Annotated in this window: 13 protein-coding genes; 6 read left to right on the forward strand and 7 right to left on the reverse strand. The window is 76.4% G+C overall.

Features of this window, described 5'->3' with window-relative positions; all coding sequences use genetic code 11:
• Window positions 1-26: 26 nt before the first annotated feature.
• Window positions 27-290: a PfkB family carbohydrate kinase gene (locus tag XF36_RS33850; RefSeq protein WP_238589300.1), complete on the forward strand. Its 264-nt coding sequence runs from the start codon at window positions 27-29 to the stop codon at window positions 288-290.
• A 151-nt stretch (window positions 291-441) separates the two neighbouring features.
• Here the strand turns inward: XF36_RS33850 and pknB are convergent, their stop codons facing one another.
• Window positions 442-2,310: a Stk1 family PASTA domain-containing Ser/Thr kinase gene (pknB, locus tag XF36_RS08150; protein WP_060711516.1), complete on the reverse strand. Its 1,869-nt coding sequence runs from the start codon at window positions 2,308-2,310 to the stop codon at window positions 442-444.
• 122 nt (window positions 2,311-2,432) lie between these two features.
• On the opposite strand from pknB, the gene XF36_RS08155 reads away from it, so the two are divergent.
• A complete protein-coding gene (locus XF36_RS08155; RefSeq protein ID WP_043278585.1) occupies window positions 2,433-2,786 on the forward strand; it encodes an Rv2175c family DNA-binding protein in 354 nt (117 codons plus the stop codon).
• A gap of 25 nt (window positions 2,787-2,811) precedes the next feature.
• Here XF36_RS08155 and XF36_RS08160 read toward each other — a convergent pair whose 3' ends face one another.
• From XF36_RS08160 to XF36_RS08175, 4 genes are all read right to left on the reverse strand, one after another.
• Entirely contained in the window at window positions 2,812-3,804 is a 993-nt protein-coding gene (locus tag XF36_RS08160) for a phytoene/squalene synthase family protein (RefSeq protein WP_060711517.1), read from the reverse strand.
• Window positions 3,785-5,392 carry a polyprenol phosphomannose-dependent alpha 1,6 mannosyltransferase MptB gene (gene mptB, locus XF36_RS08165; RefSeq protein WP_238589176.1) on the reverse strand — a complete coding sequence of 536 codons (1,608 nt, stop codon included), beginning with the start codon at window positions 5,390-5,392 and terminating at the stop codon, window positions 3,785-3,787. The genes XF36_RS08160 and mptB overlap by 20 nt, the downstream gene beginning before the upstream one ends.
• 167 nt (window positions 5,393-5,559) lie before the next feature.
• A complete protein-coding gene (gene crtI / locus XF36_RS08170; protein ID WP_060714519.1) occupies window positions 5,560-7,119 on the reverse strand; it encodes a phytoene desaturase family protein in 1,560 nt (519 codons plus the stop codon).
• A gap of 5 nt (window positions 7,120-7,124) precedes the next feature.
• The gene (locus XF36_RS08175; RefSeq protein ID WP_060714518.1) at window positions 7,125-8,201 is read right to left on the reverse strand and encodes a polyprenyl synthetase family protein; all 1,077 of its coding nucleotides are present in this window, start codon (window positions 8,199-8,201) and stop codon (window positions 7,125-7,127) included.
• 213 nt (window positions 8,202-8,414) lie between these two features.
• Between XF36_RS08175 and XF36_RS08180 the strand changes: the two genes are divergently transcribed.
• Window positions 8,415-9,338, forward strand: a complete 924-nt coding sequence (locus XF36_RS08180) for a methylenetetrahydrofolate reductase (protein WP_060711518.1) — start codon at window positions 8,415-8,417, stop codon at window positions 9,336-9,338.
• 45 nt (window positions 9,339-9,383) lie between these two features.
• Here XF36_RS08180 and XF36_RS08185 read toward each other — a convergent pair whose 3' ends face one another.
• Entirely contained in the window at window positions 9,384-9,803 is a 420-nt protein-coding gene (locus XF36_RS08185; protein WP_060711519.1) for an ATP-binding protein, read from the reverse strand.
• A gap of 185 nt (window positions 9,804-9,988) precedes the next feature.
• On the opposite strand from XF36_RS08185, the gene XF36_RS08190 reads away from it, so the two are divergent.
• Together XF36_RS08190 and XF36_RS08195 are read left to right on the forward strand one after the other, a co-directional pair.
• Complete coding sequence (locus XF36_RS08190) at window positions 9,989-11,098, forward strand: glycosyltransferase family 4 protein (RefSeq protein ID WP_145981302.1); 1,110 nt, start codon at window positions 9,989-9,991, stop codon at window positions 11,096-11,098.
• 152 nt (window positions 11,099-11,250) lie between these two features.
• A complete protein-coding gene (locus XF36_RS08195) occupies window positions 11,251-12,120 on the forward strand; it encodes an SAM-dependent methyltransferase (protein WP_060714520.1) in 870 nt (289 codons plus the stop codon).
• Window positions 12,121-12,129: 9 nt separating this feature from the next.
• On the opposite strand, the gene XF36_RS08200 is transcribed toward XF36_RS08195, so the two are convergent.
• A complete protein-coding gene (locus XF36_RS08200) occupies window positions 12,130-13,605 on the reverse strand; it encodes a PucR family transcriptional regulator (protein ID WP_060711521.1) in 1,476 nt (491 codons plus the stop codon).
• 214 nt (window positions 13,606-13,819) lie between these two features.
• Here XF36_RS08200 and XF36_RS08205 point away from each other — a divergent pair, with 214 nt between their 5' ends.
• A complete protein-coding gene (locus XF36_RS08205; protein WP_060714521.1) occupies window positions 13,820-15,142 on the forward strand; it encodes an aspartate aminotransferase family protein in 1,323 nt (440 codons plus the stop codon).
• Window positions 15,143-15,206: the final 64 nt, after the last annotated feature.

Consider the following 15,206-nt stretch of genomic DNA (forward strand, 5'->3'; position numbering starts at 1 on the left):
GGGAGCACCCGGTGCCCCGTTCGGTGGTGACACGCGGGGCCGCGGGGTGCGAGGTCCACGACGCCGACCGCGATACGGTGTCCACAGTGGATGCAATGCGGGTCGAGCCGGTGGACACCACCGGCTCGGGCGACGCGTTCCTCGCGGCCGTCGCCGTGCGGCTCGCCGCCGGGGACGACCTGGTCGACGCGGCCCGCTACGCCGTGCGCGCCGGTGCCCTCGCGGTGACCGTCGCCGGGGCGCAGCTGCCGCCCGTCGGCGACGACGAGCGCATCCGCTTCGGGCTGTAGGCCCCACGAACGCCGGTGTCCCGGCCGGACCGCCATCCGGCCGGGACACCGGTTCCCGCCCCGCCGGGTTCCGGCCGCCGGCCGGTGTCCACGCGGTGTGTCGCCCGGCCCGGAGCACCCGGCTCGGAGCGCCCGGTTCCGAGGGCCGGGCTCAGAGGACGGTGAGCGTGATGGTGTCGCCCGGTTCGGCGTCGCTGCCCGCTCCCGGGTCCTGCCCGATGACGCGCCCGTCGCGGTGACCGAACGGGAAGCCGCGCTCGACGTCGACGTCGAAGCCCGCCTGGCGCAGCAGGTCTGCGGCCTCGTCGGCGCGCATGCCGATCACGAACGGCACCGAGGTGGGGCCCGGCTCCGCGGTGGGCGGCGTGGTCGTCGGGGGCGGGGCGGGTTCGGCGCCGCGACTGGTGACCAGGGTGACCGCCGCGCCGCTCGCAAGCCGGGTCCCGGCGGGTGGGTCGGTCCGGATGACCGCCCCGGCCGGGACCTCGGTGCTGTACTCCGCCGCGGTCGTGGACTGCACCGGGGTCAGCCCGGCGCGGCGCACCGCGTCCTCGGCGGTGGCGACCGCGCTGCCGGCCGGCACGTCGGGGACGGCGGGCCGGCCGGTGGAGACGACCAGGGTGACCGTGGTGCCGCGCAGCACGCGGGTCTCCGGCGCCGGGTCGACCTGGGCCACCCGGTCGGGGGCCATCTCGTCGTCGGCGCGTTCGGTGACGGTCGGGGTCAGGTCGGACTCGGCGACCAGCGCGGTCGCCTGCTCCCGGTCCAGGCCGGTGACCGCGGGCATCGTGGTCCAGCGGCCGGACCCGAGCCACCAGGCGCCCGTCCCGGCCAGTGCGGCCAGCAGCAGGAGCAGCACCATCCACAGCGCGAACACCCGGCGGCCACGGCGGCGCCGCCCGGCCAGCTCCTCGCGGGTCATCGGCTCCGGCTGACCGGCGGGGGTGACGGCGGTGCCGTGCGCGCCGCGGGCCCTGGTCTGCACCCGGGTGCCGCCTGGGCCGGGCGCGGCGGCGTCGAGCGGTCGGTGGCGCAGCGGTCCGGCGGGGAGGGTGGCGCCGTCGTCGGGGGGCGGTGGGCCGGGCGGTCGCGGCGTCGCGGTCCGGGGCAGGCCCAGCCGGTCGGCCATGTCCAGCAGCTCGCGGCGGAAGTGCTCCGCGTCGACCGGGCGCTGCTCCGGGTCCCGCGAGGTGGCCCGGGCGACGAGCGCGTCCACGGCCGGTGGCAGGCCCGGGACCAGCGCCGACGGCGGCGGCACGTCCTCGTTCACGTGCCGGTAGGCCACCGACAGCGGGTTGTCGGCGGTGTAGGGCGGCTGCCCGGTCAGCATCTCGTAGAGCACGACGCCGGCGGCGTAGACGTCGCTGCGGCCGTCGGCGCGGCCGGACACGACCTGCTCGGGGGAGAGGTAGGCCATCGTCCCTAGGATCATCCCCGCGTGGCTGACCCCGGCCTCGGCAGCCGCGGTGAGCAGGCCGAAGTCGGCCACCTTCACCTCGCCGCCGGAGGAGATCAGCACGTTCTCCGGCTTCACGTCGCGGTGCACCATGCCGAGCCGGTGCGCGCGGGCCAGCCCGGCGAGGACCGGCTCCAGCACCCGCACCGCGGCGGGGAGCCCGAGTGCGCCGCGGGCGCGCAGCACGTCGCGCAGGGTGCCGCCGTCGACCAGCTCCATGACGACGAACAGGCTGGCCTCGCCCAGCGGGCCCGCCGGGACGGTGCCCCGGTCGTAGACGGCGACGACGCACGGGTGGTCGATCCGGGCCGCCAGGCGGGCCTCCCGGTCGAACCGGGTGCGGAAGGCGTGGTCCCCGGCCATCCTCGGGTCCATCACCTTGATCGCGACGGCGCGTTCGAGACGGGTGTCGGTGCCGTGGTGCACCGTCGACATGCCGCCGCGGGCCAGCACCGGGCCGACCCGGTAGCGACCGTCGAGCAGCACCTCGCCGGGGCCGTCGGCGGCGAGCCGCCCGGCCCCACCCGGGGTGCCGGGGGCGGCTGGACCGGACGGTGAGCTCATCGCGGGTCAGGTTACCGGTGGGGATCCCGGCGCTCGTGCAGGTGGTCGGCGCCGGGGCCGCCGTGCCGGTCGGTGCGGTGGGCGTCGGCGCCGCCCGGGGCGGTGTGGGACAGTGTCCGGCTGTGAACGAGTCCCTCCCCGCCGCTGTCACCGAGGAGACGCTGAGCGTCGCCGAGGTGGCCGACCGCCTGTCGATCCCCGTCTCCCGGGTGCACCAGCTCGTCCGCGACGGGCAGCTCCTGTCCTTCAAGGAGGGGCACGATGTCGTCGTCCCCGCGGCGCTGCTCGACCGGGACGGCGTCGTCCGCGGGCTGCCGGGCACGATCGTCGTCCTGCGGGACGGCGGCTACGACGACCACGCGATCCTGACCTGGCTGTTCAGCGAGGAGGAGTCGCTGGACGGCGCCCCGATCACCGCGCTGCGCGCGGGCCGGCACAAGGAGATCAAGCGCCGCGCCCAGGCCATGGCCTTCTGACCGGGGCCCTTCGGGGCGCGGCCCGTCAGGCGCGGGCGCGGTGGACGCGGTCGCGCGCCAGCCGGCTCCCGCGGGCGGCCAACGCCCGGCCGAGCCGGGGCAGCGCGACGGCGGCCCGGCGCCGGTTCGACACCGCGACCCGGCGGGTCAGGACGTCGTAGCCGGCGTCGGCGATCTCGTCGAGGATCTCCGCGTACAGCACCCGGGCGGCGCCGATGCAGGCCCGCGACACCGGCTCCAGCATCGGGATCCCCGGGTCGGCCCGGCGGTAGGTGGCCCGGGTCCGGGCGACCAGGTGGGCCAGGGCGCGGCGGATCCGCGGGTCCGGGCGCCCGGTGCGCCGGCTCCAGGCCAGCAGCTCCCGGTCGACCCCGAACACGGCGAGCTCGTCGGCGGGCAGGTACACCCGGCCGCGGTCGAGGTCCTCGCCGACGTCGCGCAGGAAGTTCGTGATCTGGAACGCCACGCCCAGCAGCGCGGCGTGCGGCTCGGCCTCGGCCCGCGGCACGACGGTCCCGAGCACCGGCAGCGTCTGCAGCCCGATCACCGCGGCCGAGCCGTGCACGTAGACGGCCAGCTCGTCGTCGGTGGCGTAGTCGGTGACGGACAGGTCCATCCGCATCGAGACCATGAAGTCCCGGAACAGTGACGCGTCGAGGTCGTGGCGGCGCGCGGTCTCGGCGACGGCGATGACCTCGGGCCTGCTGCCGGGCAGCGGCGCGCCCGCCAGCGCGGCCGCCAGCTCGGCGTCGAGCGCGTCGAGCCGGGTGTGCGGGTCCCCGCCGCCCGCGCCGTCGGGGTCGTCGACGATCTCGTCGGCGAAGCGCGCGAAGCCGTAGAGGGCGTGGATGTCGACCCGTCGCTCCGGGGGCAGCAGCCGGGTCGCGAGGAAGTAGGTGCGCCCGTGCTCGGCATGCAGCGCCCGGCAGGCGGCATAGGCCGCGCGCAGCTGCGGGTCGGTCAGGCCGGCGGCGTCGAGCTCGACGCGCCCGGCCCGCTCAGCCGCGGACGGCCGCATCGTCGGTGGGCGGCTGGGTCGCGGGCCGTGTCGCGGGCTCTGTCGCGGGCTGTGCCACGGCCGGGGTCGGCGACGGGGTGCTCCGGCGCAGGCCGAGCGGGTCCGGCCGGAGCAGCGACACCGCGGCCAGGACACCGGCCAGGGCGCAGGCCAGCAGGTAGTGCGGCACGTAGAGGGCGGTCTCGCCGTCGGGGAAGTACACGATCATCAGCCAGATCGAGCCGAACACGACCCACTGCAGCCCGCGGGCGCTCCACGGGGTCATCGCGAGCAGGCAGAACCCCCAGCTCAGGTACCACGGCAGTGTGGTGGGGGAGAGGACCGCGGCCAGCGCGAGGGCGATCGCCGCGTTGCGCACCGCGACCCGCGGGTCGTTGCGGCCGCGCCACCAGAGCAGTGCGATGAGTGCGGCCATCACCAGCGCGCCGATGAACCGGAACGTGTCGACGAACGCCTGGGAGTTCACCTCCTCGGCGAACATCCCGGCCACGCTGGCGGTCGCCTGCCCGACGGCGGTCGGCACGGACAACCAGTTCACGATCATCGAGGGGGCGCTGAGCGCGGGCAGCCAGCCCAGCCCGAGACCGGTGAGCCAGGTGACCCCGCCGAACACGACGCCGAACACCGCCACCGACGGCACCCCGGCCCGGACCAGCCGCGACCAGAACCCGCCGGAGAGCTTCGCCGCCCACACGAGCACCAGGAACGGCAGCACGATCCCGGCCGAGGCCTTGACCGCCATCGCCAGCGACGCGACGACGATCGCCCACACGAACCGCTCCCGCAGCGCCAGCAGCGCCGCCAGCGGCAGCAGGCCGACGACCAGCAGGTCGTTGTGCACCCCGCCGACCATGTGCACGACCATCACGGGGTTCGCCACGGTCAGCCACAGCGCGACCGCGGGGCGCCCGCCCAGGCGCCGGGTCAGCGCGGGCAGCACCGCGACGAGCAGCAGCAGCCCGGTGACCAGGCTCAGCCGCATCAGCACGACGCCGAGCAGCACGTTCTGGCCGACGAGCAGGACCACGCCCTGGGCGAGCAGGATGAACAGCGGCCCGTACGGGGCGGGGGTGTCCTGCCAGAAGAAGTGGACGTTGTCGGTGAAGGTCCCGCCCATGGTGTCCGGCCCGACGACGTACGGGTCGTACCCGGCCAGCGGCAGCGCGCCCTGGGCGAGGTAGCTGTAGGGGTCGCGGGTGAACAGCGGCGCCGTGACCAGCATCGGCAGCATCCACACCGCCGCCGTCGTCAGCACCGCGCGGCCGCCGGCGCCGCGGGCGAGCAAGGCGCGGCCCAGCCGCACCCACGCCCACACCATCAGCACCAGGCCGACGTAGATCACGATCGTCGCGAGCATCGCGCCGTGGCCGTAGCGCCAGAACGACAGGGCCGAGTTGCCGATCACCGGGTCCCGCATCGGGATCCCGCCGCCGCCGAACGAACCCAGGAACATCAGCACGGTCCCGGCCAGCCCCAGCAGCAGGATGCCCCGCGGCGGCGAGCCCAGCCGCTCGACCAGACCGGGCCCGGCGGGCCGCGGAGTGGCGGGCGGGGGCATGACCCGGCCCGCGCCGGGGTCCGGCGTCACCGGTTCGGGAGCCGCCGGGCGGGGGAGCGGGGGCGAGGGCTGAGCCGTCATCGTGTCCGTGTGTGCTGGTCGGGCGTCGTCGGGGACATGATTCCACGCCCCTCGACGCTCCTACTCGGCGCCCGCCCGCAGCGGCCGTCGTCAGTGCCCATCCTCAGTGCCGACCCTCAGTGACCCGTGCGTGCCCCGACCCCGTGCCCGGCGCGCTCGGCCGGGCGCGGACCGGTGATCCGCTCCGCCGCCAGCCGCCCGGAGATCAGCACCGGCGGGATCCCGACGCCGGGGGTCGTGCCGCACCCGGCGAGCACCGCGTTCGCCGTCCCACGGACCAGGTTGCGCGGCCGGAACGGGCCGGTCTGGGCCAGCGTGTGCGACGCCGAGAACGGCGTGCCCGCCGCCATCCCGGCGGCCGCCCAGTCCTGCGGGGTCCACATCCGGGTCCAGCTCGGCTCCGCCGAGGGGTCCACCAGGCCGCGGTCGGCGAGCACCCCGAACAGCTCCTCGGCGTAGGCCGGGCCGACCCGGTCCCAGTCGATGCCGGGCGCCACCGCGGTGTTCGGGCAGGGCGCGAGCACGCTCATGACCTCGCGCCCGTCGGGCTGTAGCGACGGGTCGGTCAGCCCGGGCCGGGTGACCAGCAGCGACGGGTCGGACATCAGCCGGCCCTCGTCGATGATCTCGCGGAAGGTGCCGTCCCAGGAGCCGCCGAAGGAGATCGTGTGGTGGTGCTGCGCGGTGCCGGGGGCGGGGGCGGGCATCCCGGCGTGCACGACGACGGCGCTGGGCGACCAGCGCAGCCCGACCGGGCGTCGCGGCGCCCCGCCGAGCAGCGCGTAGGCCGCGGGCAGCTCGGGGGTGAGCACGACCGCGTCGCACGGGGTGCGCGACTCGTCGGTGCCGTCGGGGCCGGTGTGCCGGACCGCGGTGACCCGGTCGCCGGAGCGGTCCAGGCCGGTCACGGTGCGGCCGTAGTGGATCTCGGCGCCCGCGTCGGCGGCCGCGCCGGCCAGCGCGGTCCCCATCATCCGCATGCCGCCGCGGGGGAAGTACACGCCCGCGATCGTGTCCATGTAGGCGATCACGCCGTAGGCGCCGAGCGCATCGCGCGGGGAGACCCCGGCGTAGAGCGCCTGGAAGGAGAACACCCGGCGCAGCCGCTCGTCGGGCAGGAAGCGGTCGATCCGCCGACCGAGCCGTCCGAACCCGCCGAGCGCGGCGAGCCGGGCCAGGTCGGGCCCGAGCAGCGACAGCGGCGAGTCCATGTTCGCGCCGATGAAGTGGTCCATCTCGGCGCGATAGAGGTCGGTGAGCCAGCGACGCAGCCGCCGGTACCCGGCCGCGGAGTCCGGGCCGCAGGTCTCGCGGATCTCGTGCTCCATCGCGGCGGCGTCCGTGTGCACCGCGATGGCCGAGCCGTCGGCGAACTCGGCCCGGTAGGCCGGGTCGAGCCGGACGAGGTCGAGCCGGTCCGCGGTGGACTCGCCGACGGCGGCGAAGGCGGAGTCCAGCAGGTCCGGCATGGTCAGCACGGTCGGGCCGGTGTCCAGGGCGTAGGTCCCGTGGGCGTCGGTCACGTCGAGCCGCCCGGCGCGGCCGCCGGGGACGCTCTCCCGCTCGACGATCGTGACCCGGCGGCCCGCGCCCAGCAGGTGCAGCGCGGTCGACAGCCCGGCCAGCCCCGCCCCCACGACGATCACGTGGTCGGAGGGCCCCTCGATCCGCCGCATCCCGCTCACCAGGCCCGTCGGGTGGCGCGCTCGGCCAGCTCGAACAGGTGCGACCGGCCCGGTTCGGCGACCGGTGCGGAGTCGAGCGCGTCGAGCGCGGCGCCGGTGAGGGCGGCGATCCGCTGCTCCACCGACTGCACCGCGCCCAGCTCGGACAGCGCGGAGCGGGCCCGGTCCAGGCTCGCGGCGTCCAGGTCGGGGTCGCCGAGCGCGGCGAGGACGACGTCGGCGGCGGCCCGGTCCCCGCGCTGCTCGGCCCGCTGCAGGGCCGCGGCGACCAGCAGGGTCCGCTTGCCCTCGCGCAGGTCGTCCCCGGCGGGCTTGCCGGTGACCCGGGGGTCGCCGAACACGCCGAGCAGGTCGTCGCGCAGCTGGAACGCGACGCCGATGTCGGCGCCGTAGCGCCGGTAGGCCGCGACGACCCGCGGGTCGGCCCCGGCGATCGCCGCGCCCAGGTGCAGCGGCCGCTCCACGGTGTAGGCGGCGGTCTTGAAGCGGTCGATGGTCAGCGCGGTCGACTCCGCGGTGTCCCCGGAGGCCTGCGCCAGCACGTCGAGGTACTGGCCGGACAGCACCTCGGTGCGCATCGCCCGCCACGGCTCGGCGGCGCGGGTGTGGGCGCCCTCGGGCAGCGGGGCGGCGTGGAACATGTCGTCGGCCCACACCTGGGCCAGGTCCCCGACGAGGATCGCGACGGCGGCGCCGAACCGGGCCGGCGTGCCCGACCAGCCGTTCGCCGCGTGCATCCTGGCGAACTCGACGTGCACCGTCGGCCGGCCGCGCCGGGTGGAGGAGGCGTCCATCAGGTCGTCGTGGACCAGTGCGCACGCCTGGATCAGCTCCAGCGACGCGATCGCGCTCAGCACGCCGTGGGCGTGCGGGTCGGCCGGGTCGCCACCCGCGCCGCGCCAGCCCCACCAGGCGAAGGTGGGCCGCAGCCGCTTCCCGCCGCCCAGGACGAACCCGGCCAGCGCGTCGGCGGCCTGGACGACGACCGTGTCGATGCCCGCCACCTCGGCGCGTCGGCGGTCCAGGTACCCGGCCAGCACCCGTTCCACGTGCTGGGGCAGCGCGTCGTCCAGGGGGGCCGGACCGGTCGTGGACGGGCCGGGGGACCCGGACGGACCGGACGGTGCGGACACGGAGGAGACGGGGTCTGCCACGTCGACCAGGCTATCGGTGTGCCGGGGACCCGGCCCGTCGATGCGGTGGTGGTGCACGTCATGGCCGTTCGGGGGCGGTGCGGGCCCTTCGGCGGACGACCGGCGGGTCGTGCGCCCCGTAAGGTCGTCGCCGTGACGACGAGTTCCGCATCCACGGTGACCGAACGGATCAGCGTCGACCGCCCCTTCTTCGCGGTGGAGTTCTTCCCGCCGAAGGACGACCAGGGCGAGGCGGAGCTGTGGCGCGCCATCCGCCGCCTCGAGGTGCTGGACCCCGCCTACGTCTCGGTGACCTACGGCGCGGGCGGCTCCAGCCGCGACCGGACCGTCCGCACGGTCGAACGGATCGCCACCGACACCACGCTCTGCTCGATGGCGCACCTGACCGCCGTCTCGCACTCCACCGACGAGCTGCGCCACGTGATCGGGTCGCTGGCCGCCGCGGGTGTCCGCAACATCATGGCGCTGCGCGGGGACCCGCCCGGCGACCCGCTCGGCGAGTGGGTCGCCCACCCCGAGGGACTCGAGTACGCCGACCAGCTGGTCGCGCTGATCAAGCGGTCCGGCCCGTTCTGCGTGGGCGTCGCCGCGTTCCCCTACGGCCATCCGCGCTCGGTCGACCTCGACGCCGACACCGAGCGGCTCGTCGGGAAGTTCCGGGCGGGGGCGGAGTTCGCCGTCACCCAGCTGTTCCTGGAGCCCGAGGGATTCCTGCGGCTGCGTGACCGGGTCGCCGCCGCCGGGTTCGACCAGCCGATCATCCCCGGCATCATGCCGCTGACCTCGGAGAAGACCTTCCGCAAGGGCCCGGAGCTGTCGGGCTCGCCGCTGCCGGGAGCACTGGTGGAGCGGCTCGCGCCCTACTCCGGCGACGCGGCGGCGATCCGCGCCGCAGGGATGGAGGTCACCGGCGAGCTGTGCGAGCGGCTGCTCGCCGAGGGTGTCCCCGGGATCCACTTCTACTGCCTCAACCGGTCCACGGCGACGACCGAGCTGGTCGAGCGGCTCGGGCTGGCGCCGCGCCACGAGGGAGCCCGGCACTCCACCCCGGCCTGACCCCGCGCCGCACCGCCCGTGCCGGTCCGAGGGCCGGGCCGGTGGTCAGGTGGGGCGCACGAGGTACAGGTCCGGGGCCGGTCGGGCGTCCGTCGGCCCGACGTCGGCCCAGGTCGTCTTGCCGCCGCGGTGCGGGCGCACTCCCCAGCGCTGTGCGAGCCGGCCGACGATCTGCAGCCCGCGCCCGCGGGTGGCGGTGGGGTCGTGGGGCTGCTCGCGTCCGCGGACGACCGAGCCGTCGCGGACGCGCAGTCGCACCGCGCCGTCACGCACCCGGGCGGTCACCAGCATCGGGGTGTGCGCGTGGTCGATGCCGTTCGCGACCAGCTCGTGCAGCACGAGTGCCGCGTCGTCGAGGGTTGAGTCGTCCACCAGCGGCGTCAGGAACCGCGTCAGCTCGTGCCGGGCCGCACGGCACGCGGCCGCGTCGGGCTCCACCCTCAGGATCCAGGACTGCGCGGTCACGGCCCGCCCCCTCCCCGTCCTGCCGGGCCGTCCCACCCGACCTGAACCGGTTACCCGATGTGCCCCCGCCGCACACGCCCGCGGTCACCCACCCGTGGGTCGCCCGGAGCGGGTACGGTCACAGATCCGACGCGTAGAGCCAACTGCGCGTGCCCGCAGCTGCGAGCACGACGTGGAGGCTCCGCTTGCGCATTGCCGTCATCCTTACCCCCGAGGTCCCGAGAACGTGCGGCGCGGGAATCACCGCCGCCTCGCTGGCCGCCGCCGGTCACACCGTCCGGGTGTTCACCGACGTCCCCGACGACCCGGACCTGGTCGCGCGGGCCGGCAGCGACGCACTGCGCGTACAGCCGTGGGACGCCGGGCAGGACACCGCACTGGCCGCGGCCTGGTCCGACGACCCGCCCCAGGTGGTGCACGCGATCGGTCTGCGCGCCGGGGTCGCCGCCGCCGCGACCGGGGTGCCGGTGGTGCAGGTCTACCCGCCCGACGCCCCGGGCCCAGCCGTGGTTCCCGCGGCCCGTGCCTGGTCGTCGCCGGGGGTGGCCCGGGTGCTGGCCTCCAGCGAGGAGCAACACACCGCCCTGCTGCGCCGCGGGGTGCCGCGGGCGGCGTTGCGGACCGTGCCGACCGCCGTCGACACCGACGCCTTCACCCCCGACGGCCCGGCGCTGCGCCGGGGCGAGCGGCCGCGGCTCCTCGCGGTCGGCTCGCTGGCCGACGGCGCCGGGGTGGACACGGTGATCCGGGCGCTGGCCCGGATCCGCACCGCCGAGCTGCTGGTCGCCGGCGGCGCGGCGGGCCAGGACCCCGACCGCGCGCGCCTGTTCGGCATCGCCCGCGAGGCCGGTGTCGCCGGACGTGTCCGGTTCCTCGGGCCGGTCGAGGGGGCCCTGCTCCCGCGGCTGCTGCGCTCGGCCGACGTCGTGGTCGCCGCGCCGGAGCACGACGTCGGGGTCGGGGCGGTCCTTCAGGCGATGGCGTGCGCGCGACCGGTCGTGGCGACCGGGGTGGGCGGGCTGCGCGACGTCGTCGTCGACGGGGTGACCGGGATGCTGGTCCGCCCGGCCCGGCCGGCCGAGCTGGCGGTCGCGCTGCGCGGCGTGCTCGGCGACGACGCCCTGCGCGTCGGGTTCGGGATCGCGGGCCGGGACCGTGCGGTGTCACGGTTCGACCGGGTGCGGATCGCCCAGGCCCTGACCGCCGTCTACGGCGAGCTGGTCGGCGAGCCGGTCGTCGAGCCCGCCGAGGACGACGACCCCGAGGCCCGCACGCCGGTGGGCGCCGTGGGATGACGCGGCGGCCGTGCTCCCGGGCCCACGCGGCGTCGCGGATCGCGCACGCACCGTCGGTACGGGGCTCGGTGTCCGGTACCGCCTGCGCCGTGCGAGTGGTCATCCGCGTGACTGATGAGCGACGCTAAGTATCAGCTCCTATCGTGATCGGCATGCGCACAGTCGACGATCAGTGGGACATCACCAGCAGCGTGGGCGTCACCGCCCTGGCCGTCGCCGCGGGGCGGGCACTGGAGACCCGCCGCCCCGACCGCCTGGTCGAAGATCCGTACGCCCAGCGGTTCGTCGATGCGGCCGGGACGCTGTCGGCCGTGCCACAGCACCCGGACGACCCCGCCGACCCGTGGGTCGTGCAGGCCGGCTACCAGGGCGTGCGCTCCCGCTTCTTCGACGAGGCACTCACCGGCGCCGGGACGACCCAGGTCGTGTTGCTCGCCGCGGGCCTCGACGCGCGGGCCCTGCGGCTGCCGTGGCCCGCCGGGACCACGGTGTTCGAGGTCGACCAGCCGAAGGTGCTGGACTTCAAGGACGGGGTCGTCGCCGAGGCGGGGATGACGCCGACCGCGCGCCGGGTCACCGTGCCGGTCGACCTGCGCCACGACTGGCCCGCCGCGCTCGCCGCGGCCGGTTTCGACCCGGCCCGGCCGACCGCCTGGCTGGCCGAGGGGCTGCTGCCCTACCTGCCCGTCGACGCCGAGCAGCTCCTGTTCGAACGGGTGCACGCGCTGTCGGTGCCGGGCAGCCGGATCGCCGTCGAGCACTTCGGCGACCAGGTGGAGCGGATCGCGGACGACCCGTCGTTCCGGGTGGCCGCCCAGGAGATGCTGCCCGGCACCGACGTCCGCGAGCTGTTCTTCGCCGAGCCCCGGACCGAGCCCTGCGACGCCTGGCTGCGCCGCCACGGCTGGACGGTCACGGCCCGTACGGCCCGCGACGTCGCCGCGGGCTACGGACGACCGCTGGGCGGCACGGTCGCCGACATCCTCGGCGCGACGACGCTGCTGTGGGCCGATCGGCCCTGAGCGGCGGGCTCAGCGCGCGGCGCGGGCGTCGACGAGCAGCGCAAGGTGCAGCGTCGTCCGCACCTCGGGGTCGGTGAGGTCGAGGTCCAGCAGGGCGGACAGGCGGCGCAGCCGGGCGTAGGCCGCCGGGCGGCCCACCCCGAGCCTGCGGGCGACGTCGGCGACGACCCCGCCGGTGTCGACCAGGGCCCACAGGGTGTCCCGGGCGTCGGTCCGCGCGGCCGCGGGCAGTGCGCCCACCGGGCCGAGGACGTCCGCGGCGAAGCCGAGCAGATGGGGGTCGTCGCCGAGGCGGTGCACCAGCCCGCGCAGCGCGGGCACCCGGACGGGGCCGCGGCCGCCGGTCGCGGCGTGGGCGGCCGCGTCCTCGCGGGCCCGGCGCAGCAGGTCCGGCAGGTCGGCGACGGAGCCGGGCCCGGCCGTCGCCGCGGGCACCGTGGCGGGCAGCGCGGCGAGCAGCGGGCCGCCGTCGCCGGGGACGAGGACGACGAGCTCGCCGGGTGCGGGGGAGGCCACCGTCGCCGCCGGCGCGACGACGGCGAGTGCCGCATCGAGGCCCTGGTCCGGGGGGTGGTCGCCGGTCGCGCGCAGTGCCACCACCGACAATCCGACGGCGGTGTCCAGCCCGGCGGCACGGGCGCGCACCGCCAGCCGCCCGGCGTCGGACGGGACCGCGGCGGCCAGGTCGGCGACCAGCGCGTCGCGGGCGGCACGCAGCAGGACCACCGGATCCGGGTCGAGCAGCGACACCGCGTCCGCGGCGGCGTCGAGCACCGCGCGGACCCGGTCGGCGGTGCCCGGCGTCGGCCGCGACGGCACCGTCAGCCGCCCCCACCGCGCGCCCGGCCGCCCGACCGGCGCGGTCGCCCAGCCCTCGGGCCCGGCGGGCCCGGCGAGGCGCGAGCGCGCCACCCAGTCCCGCAGGTCCGGACCGCCCGCCGTGAGCAGGACCCGGTGCGCGAGGTCCTCGCACACCACGGGCGCGTCGATCCGGCGTGCCAGCTCGTCGACCACGCGCTGCGGCCCCACCCGGTGCAGGGCGAGCGACCGGAACGCGGCCTCGGCGCCCGGCGCCCCGGGGAGGTCGTCGCCACGGTCGACGATCTCCCCCAGCACGCCCGCGACGATCTCGGCGAAGCGCACCGTGCGGCGCAGCTCCACCAGCGGGAACCCGGCCGCGCGGGCGGCCTGCACCAGCCCGGCGGGCAGCGACGGTAGCTGCTGCCCGATCTCGACGACCAGCCCGACCGCCCCGGCGGCCCGCAGCGCGTCGACGTAGCGGGCGGGGACGGTGGTGGGGTCGGCCACCGGCATCCCCACCGACAGCACCAGCACCCCCTGGGGCAGCGTCCCGGCCGGGTCGGCGACCTCGCTGACGTGCACCCAGCGCACGGGGGTACCCAGCGCCGCCCGCCCGGCCCGGACGGCCGGTGCCCCCGCCCGGACCTCCGGACGGGCCAGCACATCGACGATGGTCGGGTGCACCGTGGATCCACTCCGTTCGCCGGAAGGCTCGGGACGATACGGATCGTATCCCTGATCGGAGCCGTCGCGGCGCCGACGATCGGAGGTGTCCACGCCGCTACCGAGGGAGCCCCACGTGACCGCCGTCGAGAACCCGACCCGGACCGAGGCCGGTGCGACCCCGGACGCGCCCGCCCTCTCGCCGCACGCCGACGCGGCGGGCCGGCACCTCTGGATGCACTTCGCCCGGATGCACGGCCGCGGCGGCGCGAACCCGATCCCGGTCATCGCCCGCGGCGAGGGCGTGCACCTGTGGGACGACCGCGGGCGCCGGATCCTCGACGGCCTCGCCGGCCTGTTCGTCGTCCAGGCCGGGCACGGGCGGCGCGAGCTGGCCGAGGTCGCCGCCCGGCAGGCGTCGGAGCTGGCGTTCTTCCCGGTCTGGGGCTACACGACCCCGCCCGCGGCCGAGCTCGCCGAGCGGCTGGCCCATCTCGCCCCCGGCGACCTGAACCGGGTCTTCTTCACCTCCGGCGGCGGCGAGGCCGTCGAGAGCGCCTGGAAGGTGGCCAAGCAGTACTTCAAGCTCCGCGGCCGCCCGCTCAAGCACAAGGTGATCTCCCGGGCGACGGCCTACCACGGCACCACGCACGGGGCGATGGCCGTGACCGGGCTGCCCGCGATGAAGAAGGACTTCGAGCCGCTGGCCCCCGGCGGGTTCCGCGTGCCCAACACCAACCTCTACCGCCACCCCGAGTTCGACGGCGACGCCGAGGCGCTGGGCCGCTGGGCCGCCGACCGGATCGAGGAGGCCATCGCGTTCGAGGGCGCCGACACCGTCGCCGCTGTCGTGCTGGAGCCGGTGCAGAACTCCGGCGGCTGCCTGACCGCGCCGCCGTCGTACTTCGCCCGGGTCCGCGAGATCTGCGACCGGCACGACGTGCTCCTCGTCGCCGACGAGGTGATCACCGGCTTCGGCCGCCACGGCGTACCGTTCGCCAGCGCGAAGTTCGGGTTCACCCCGGACATCATCACCTGCGCGAAGGGCATGACCTCGGGCTACGGGCCGCTGGGCGCGATGATCGCCTCTGAGAAGGTGATCGAGCCGTTCCTCGCCCCCGGCGTGACGTTCCCGCACGGCTACACCTGGGGCGGGCACCCGGTCTCCGCCGCCGTCGCGCTCGCGAACCTCGACCTCATGGAGCGCGAGGACCTCTACGGCAACGTCGCGTCCCACGCCGACGCGTTCGGCGCGACCCTCGGCCGGCTCCGCGACCTGCCGATCGTCGGTGACGTCCGCGGCGACGGCTACTTCTGGGCGATCGAGCTCGTGCGTGACCGGGAGACCCGGGAGACCTTCGGTCCGCAGGAGCGGGAGCGGCTGGTGCGCGGCTTCCTCCCCGGGGCGCTGTTCGAGGCGGGCCTGTACTGCCGGCCCGACGACCGCGGGGACGTCGTGATCCAGCTGGCGCCGCCGCTGATCGCCGGACAGGCCGAGTTCGACGAGATGGAGCAGATCCTGCGGCACGTGCTCACCGAGGCGGCGGAGGTCGTATGAGTTCGTAGGGACCCGCCGCGTCGGGTTGTTGACCAACCGGCGGGTAACTAGGTTGAACGCGCAG

The sequence above is a fragment of the Pseudonocardia sp. HH130629-09 genome (genome assembly GCF_001294645.1).
Taxonomy (GTDB): domain Bacteria; phylum Actinomycetota; class Actinomycetes; order Mycobacteriales; family Pseudonocardiaceae; genus Pseudonocardia.

Coding starts and splice junctions, on each gene's coding strand:
- crtI (WP_060714519.1), bottom strand. CDS start 7,119: ATGCGGCGGATCGAGGGGCCCTCCGACCACGTGATCGTCGTGGGGGCG.
- XF36_RS08205 (WP_060714521.1), top strand. CDS start 13,820: ATGCACTTCGCCCGGATGCACGGCCGCGGCGGCGCGAACCCGATCCCG.
- pknB (WP_060711516.1), bottom strand. CDS start 2,310: ATGAGCTCACCGTCCGGTCCAGCCGCCCCCGGCACCCCGGGTGGGGCC.
- XF36_RS08160 (WP_060711517.1), bottom strand. CDS start 3,804: ATGCGGCCGTCCGCGGCTGAGCGGGCCGGGCGCGTCGAGCTCGACGCC.
- XF36_RS08195 (WP_060714520.1), top strand. CDS start 11,251: ATGCGCACAGTCGACGATCAGTGGGACATCACCAGCAGCGTGGGCGTC.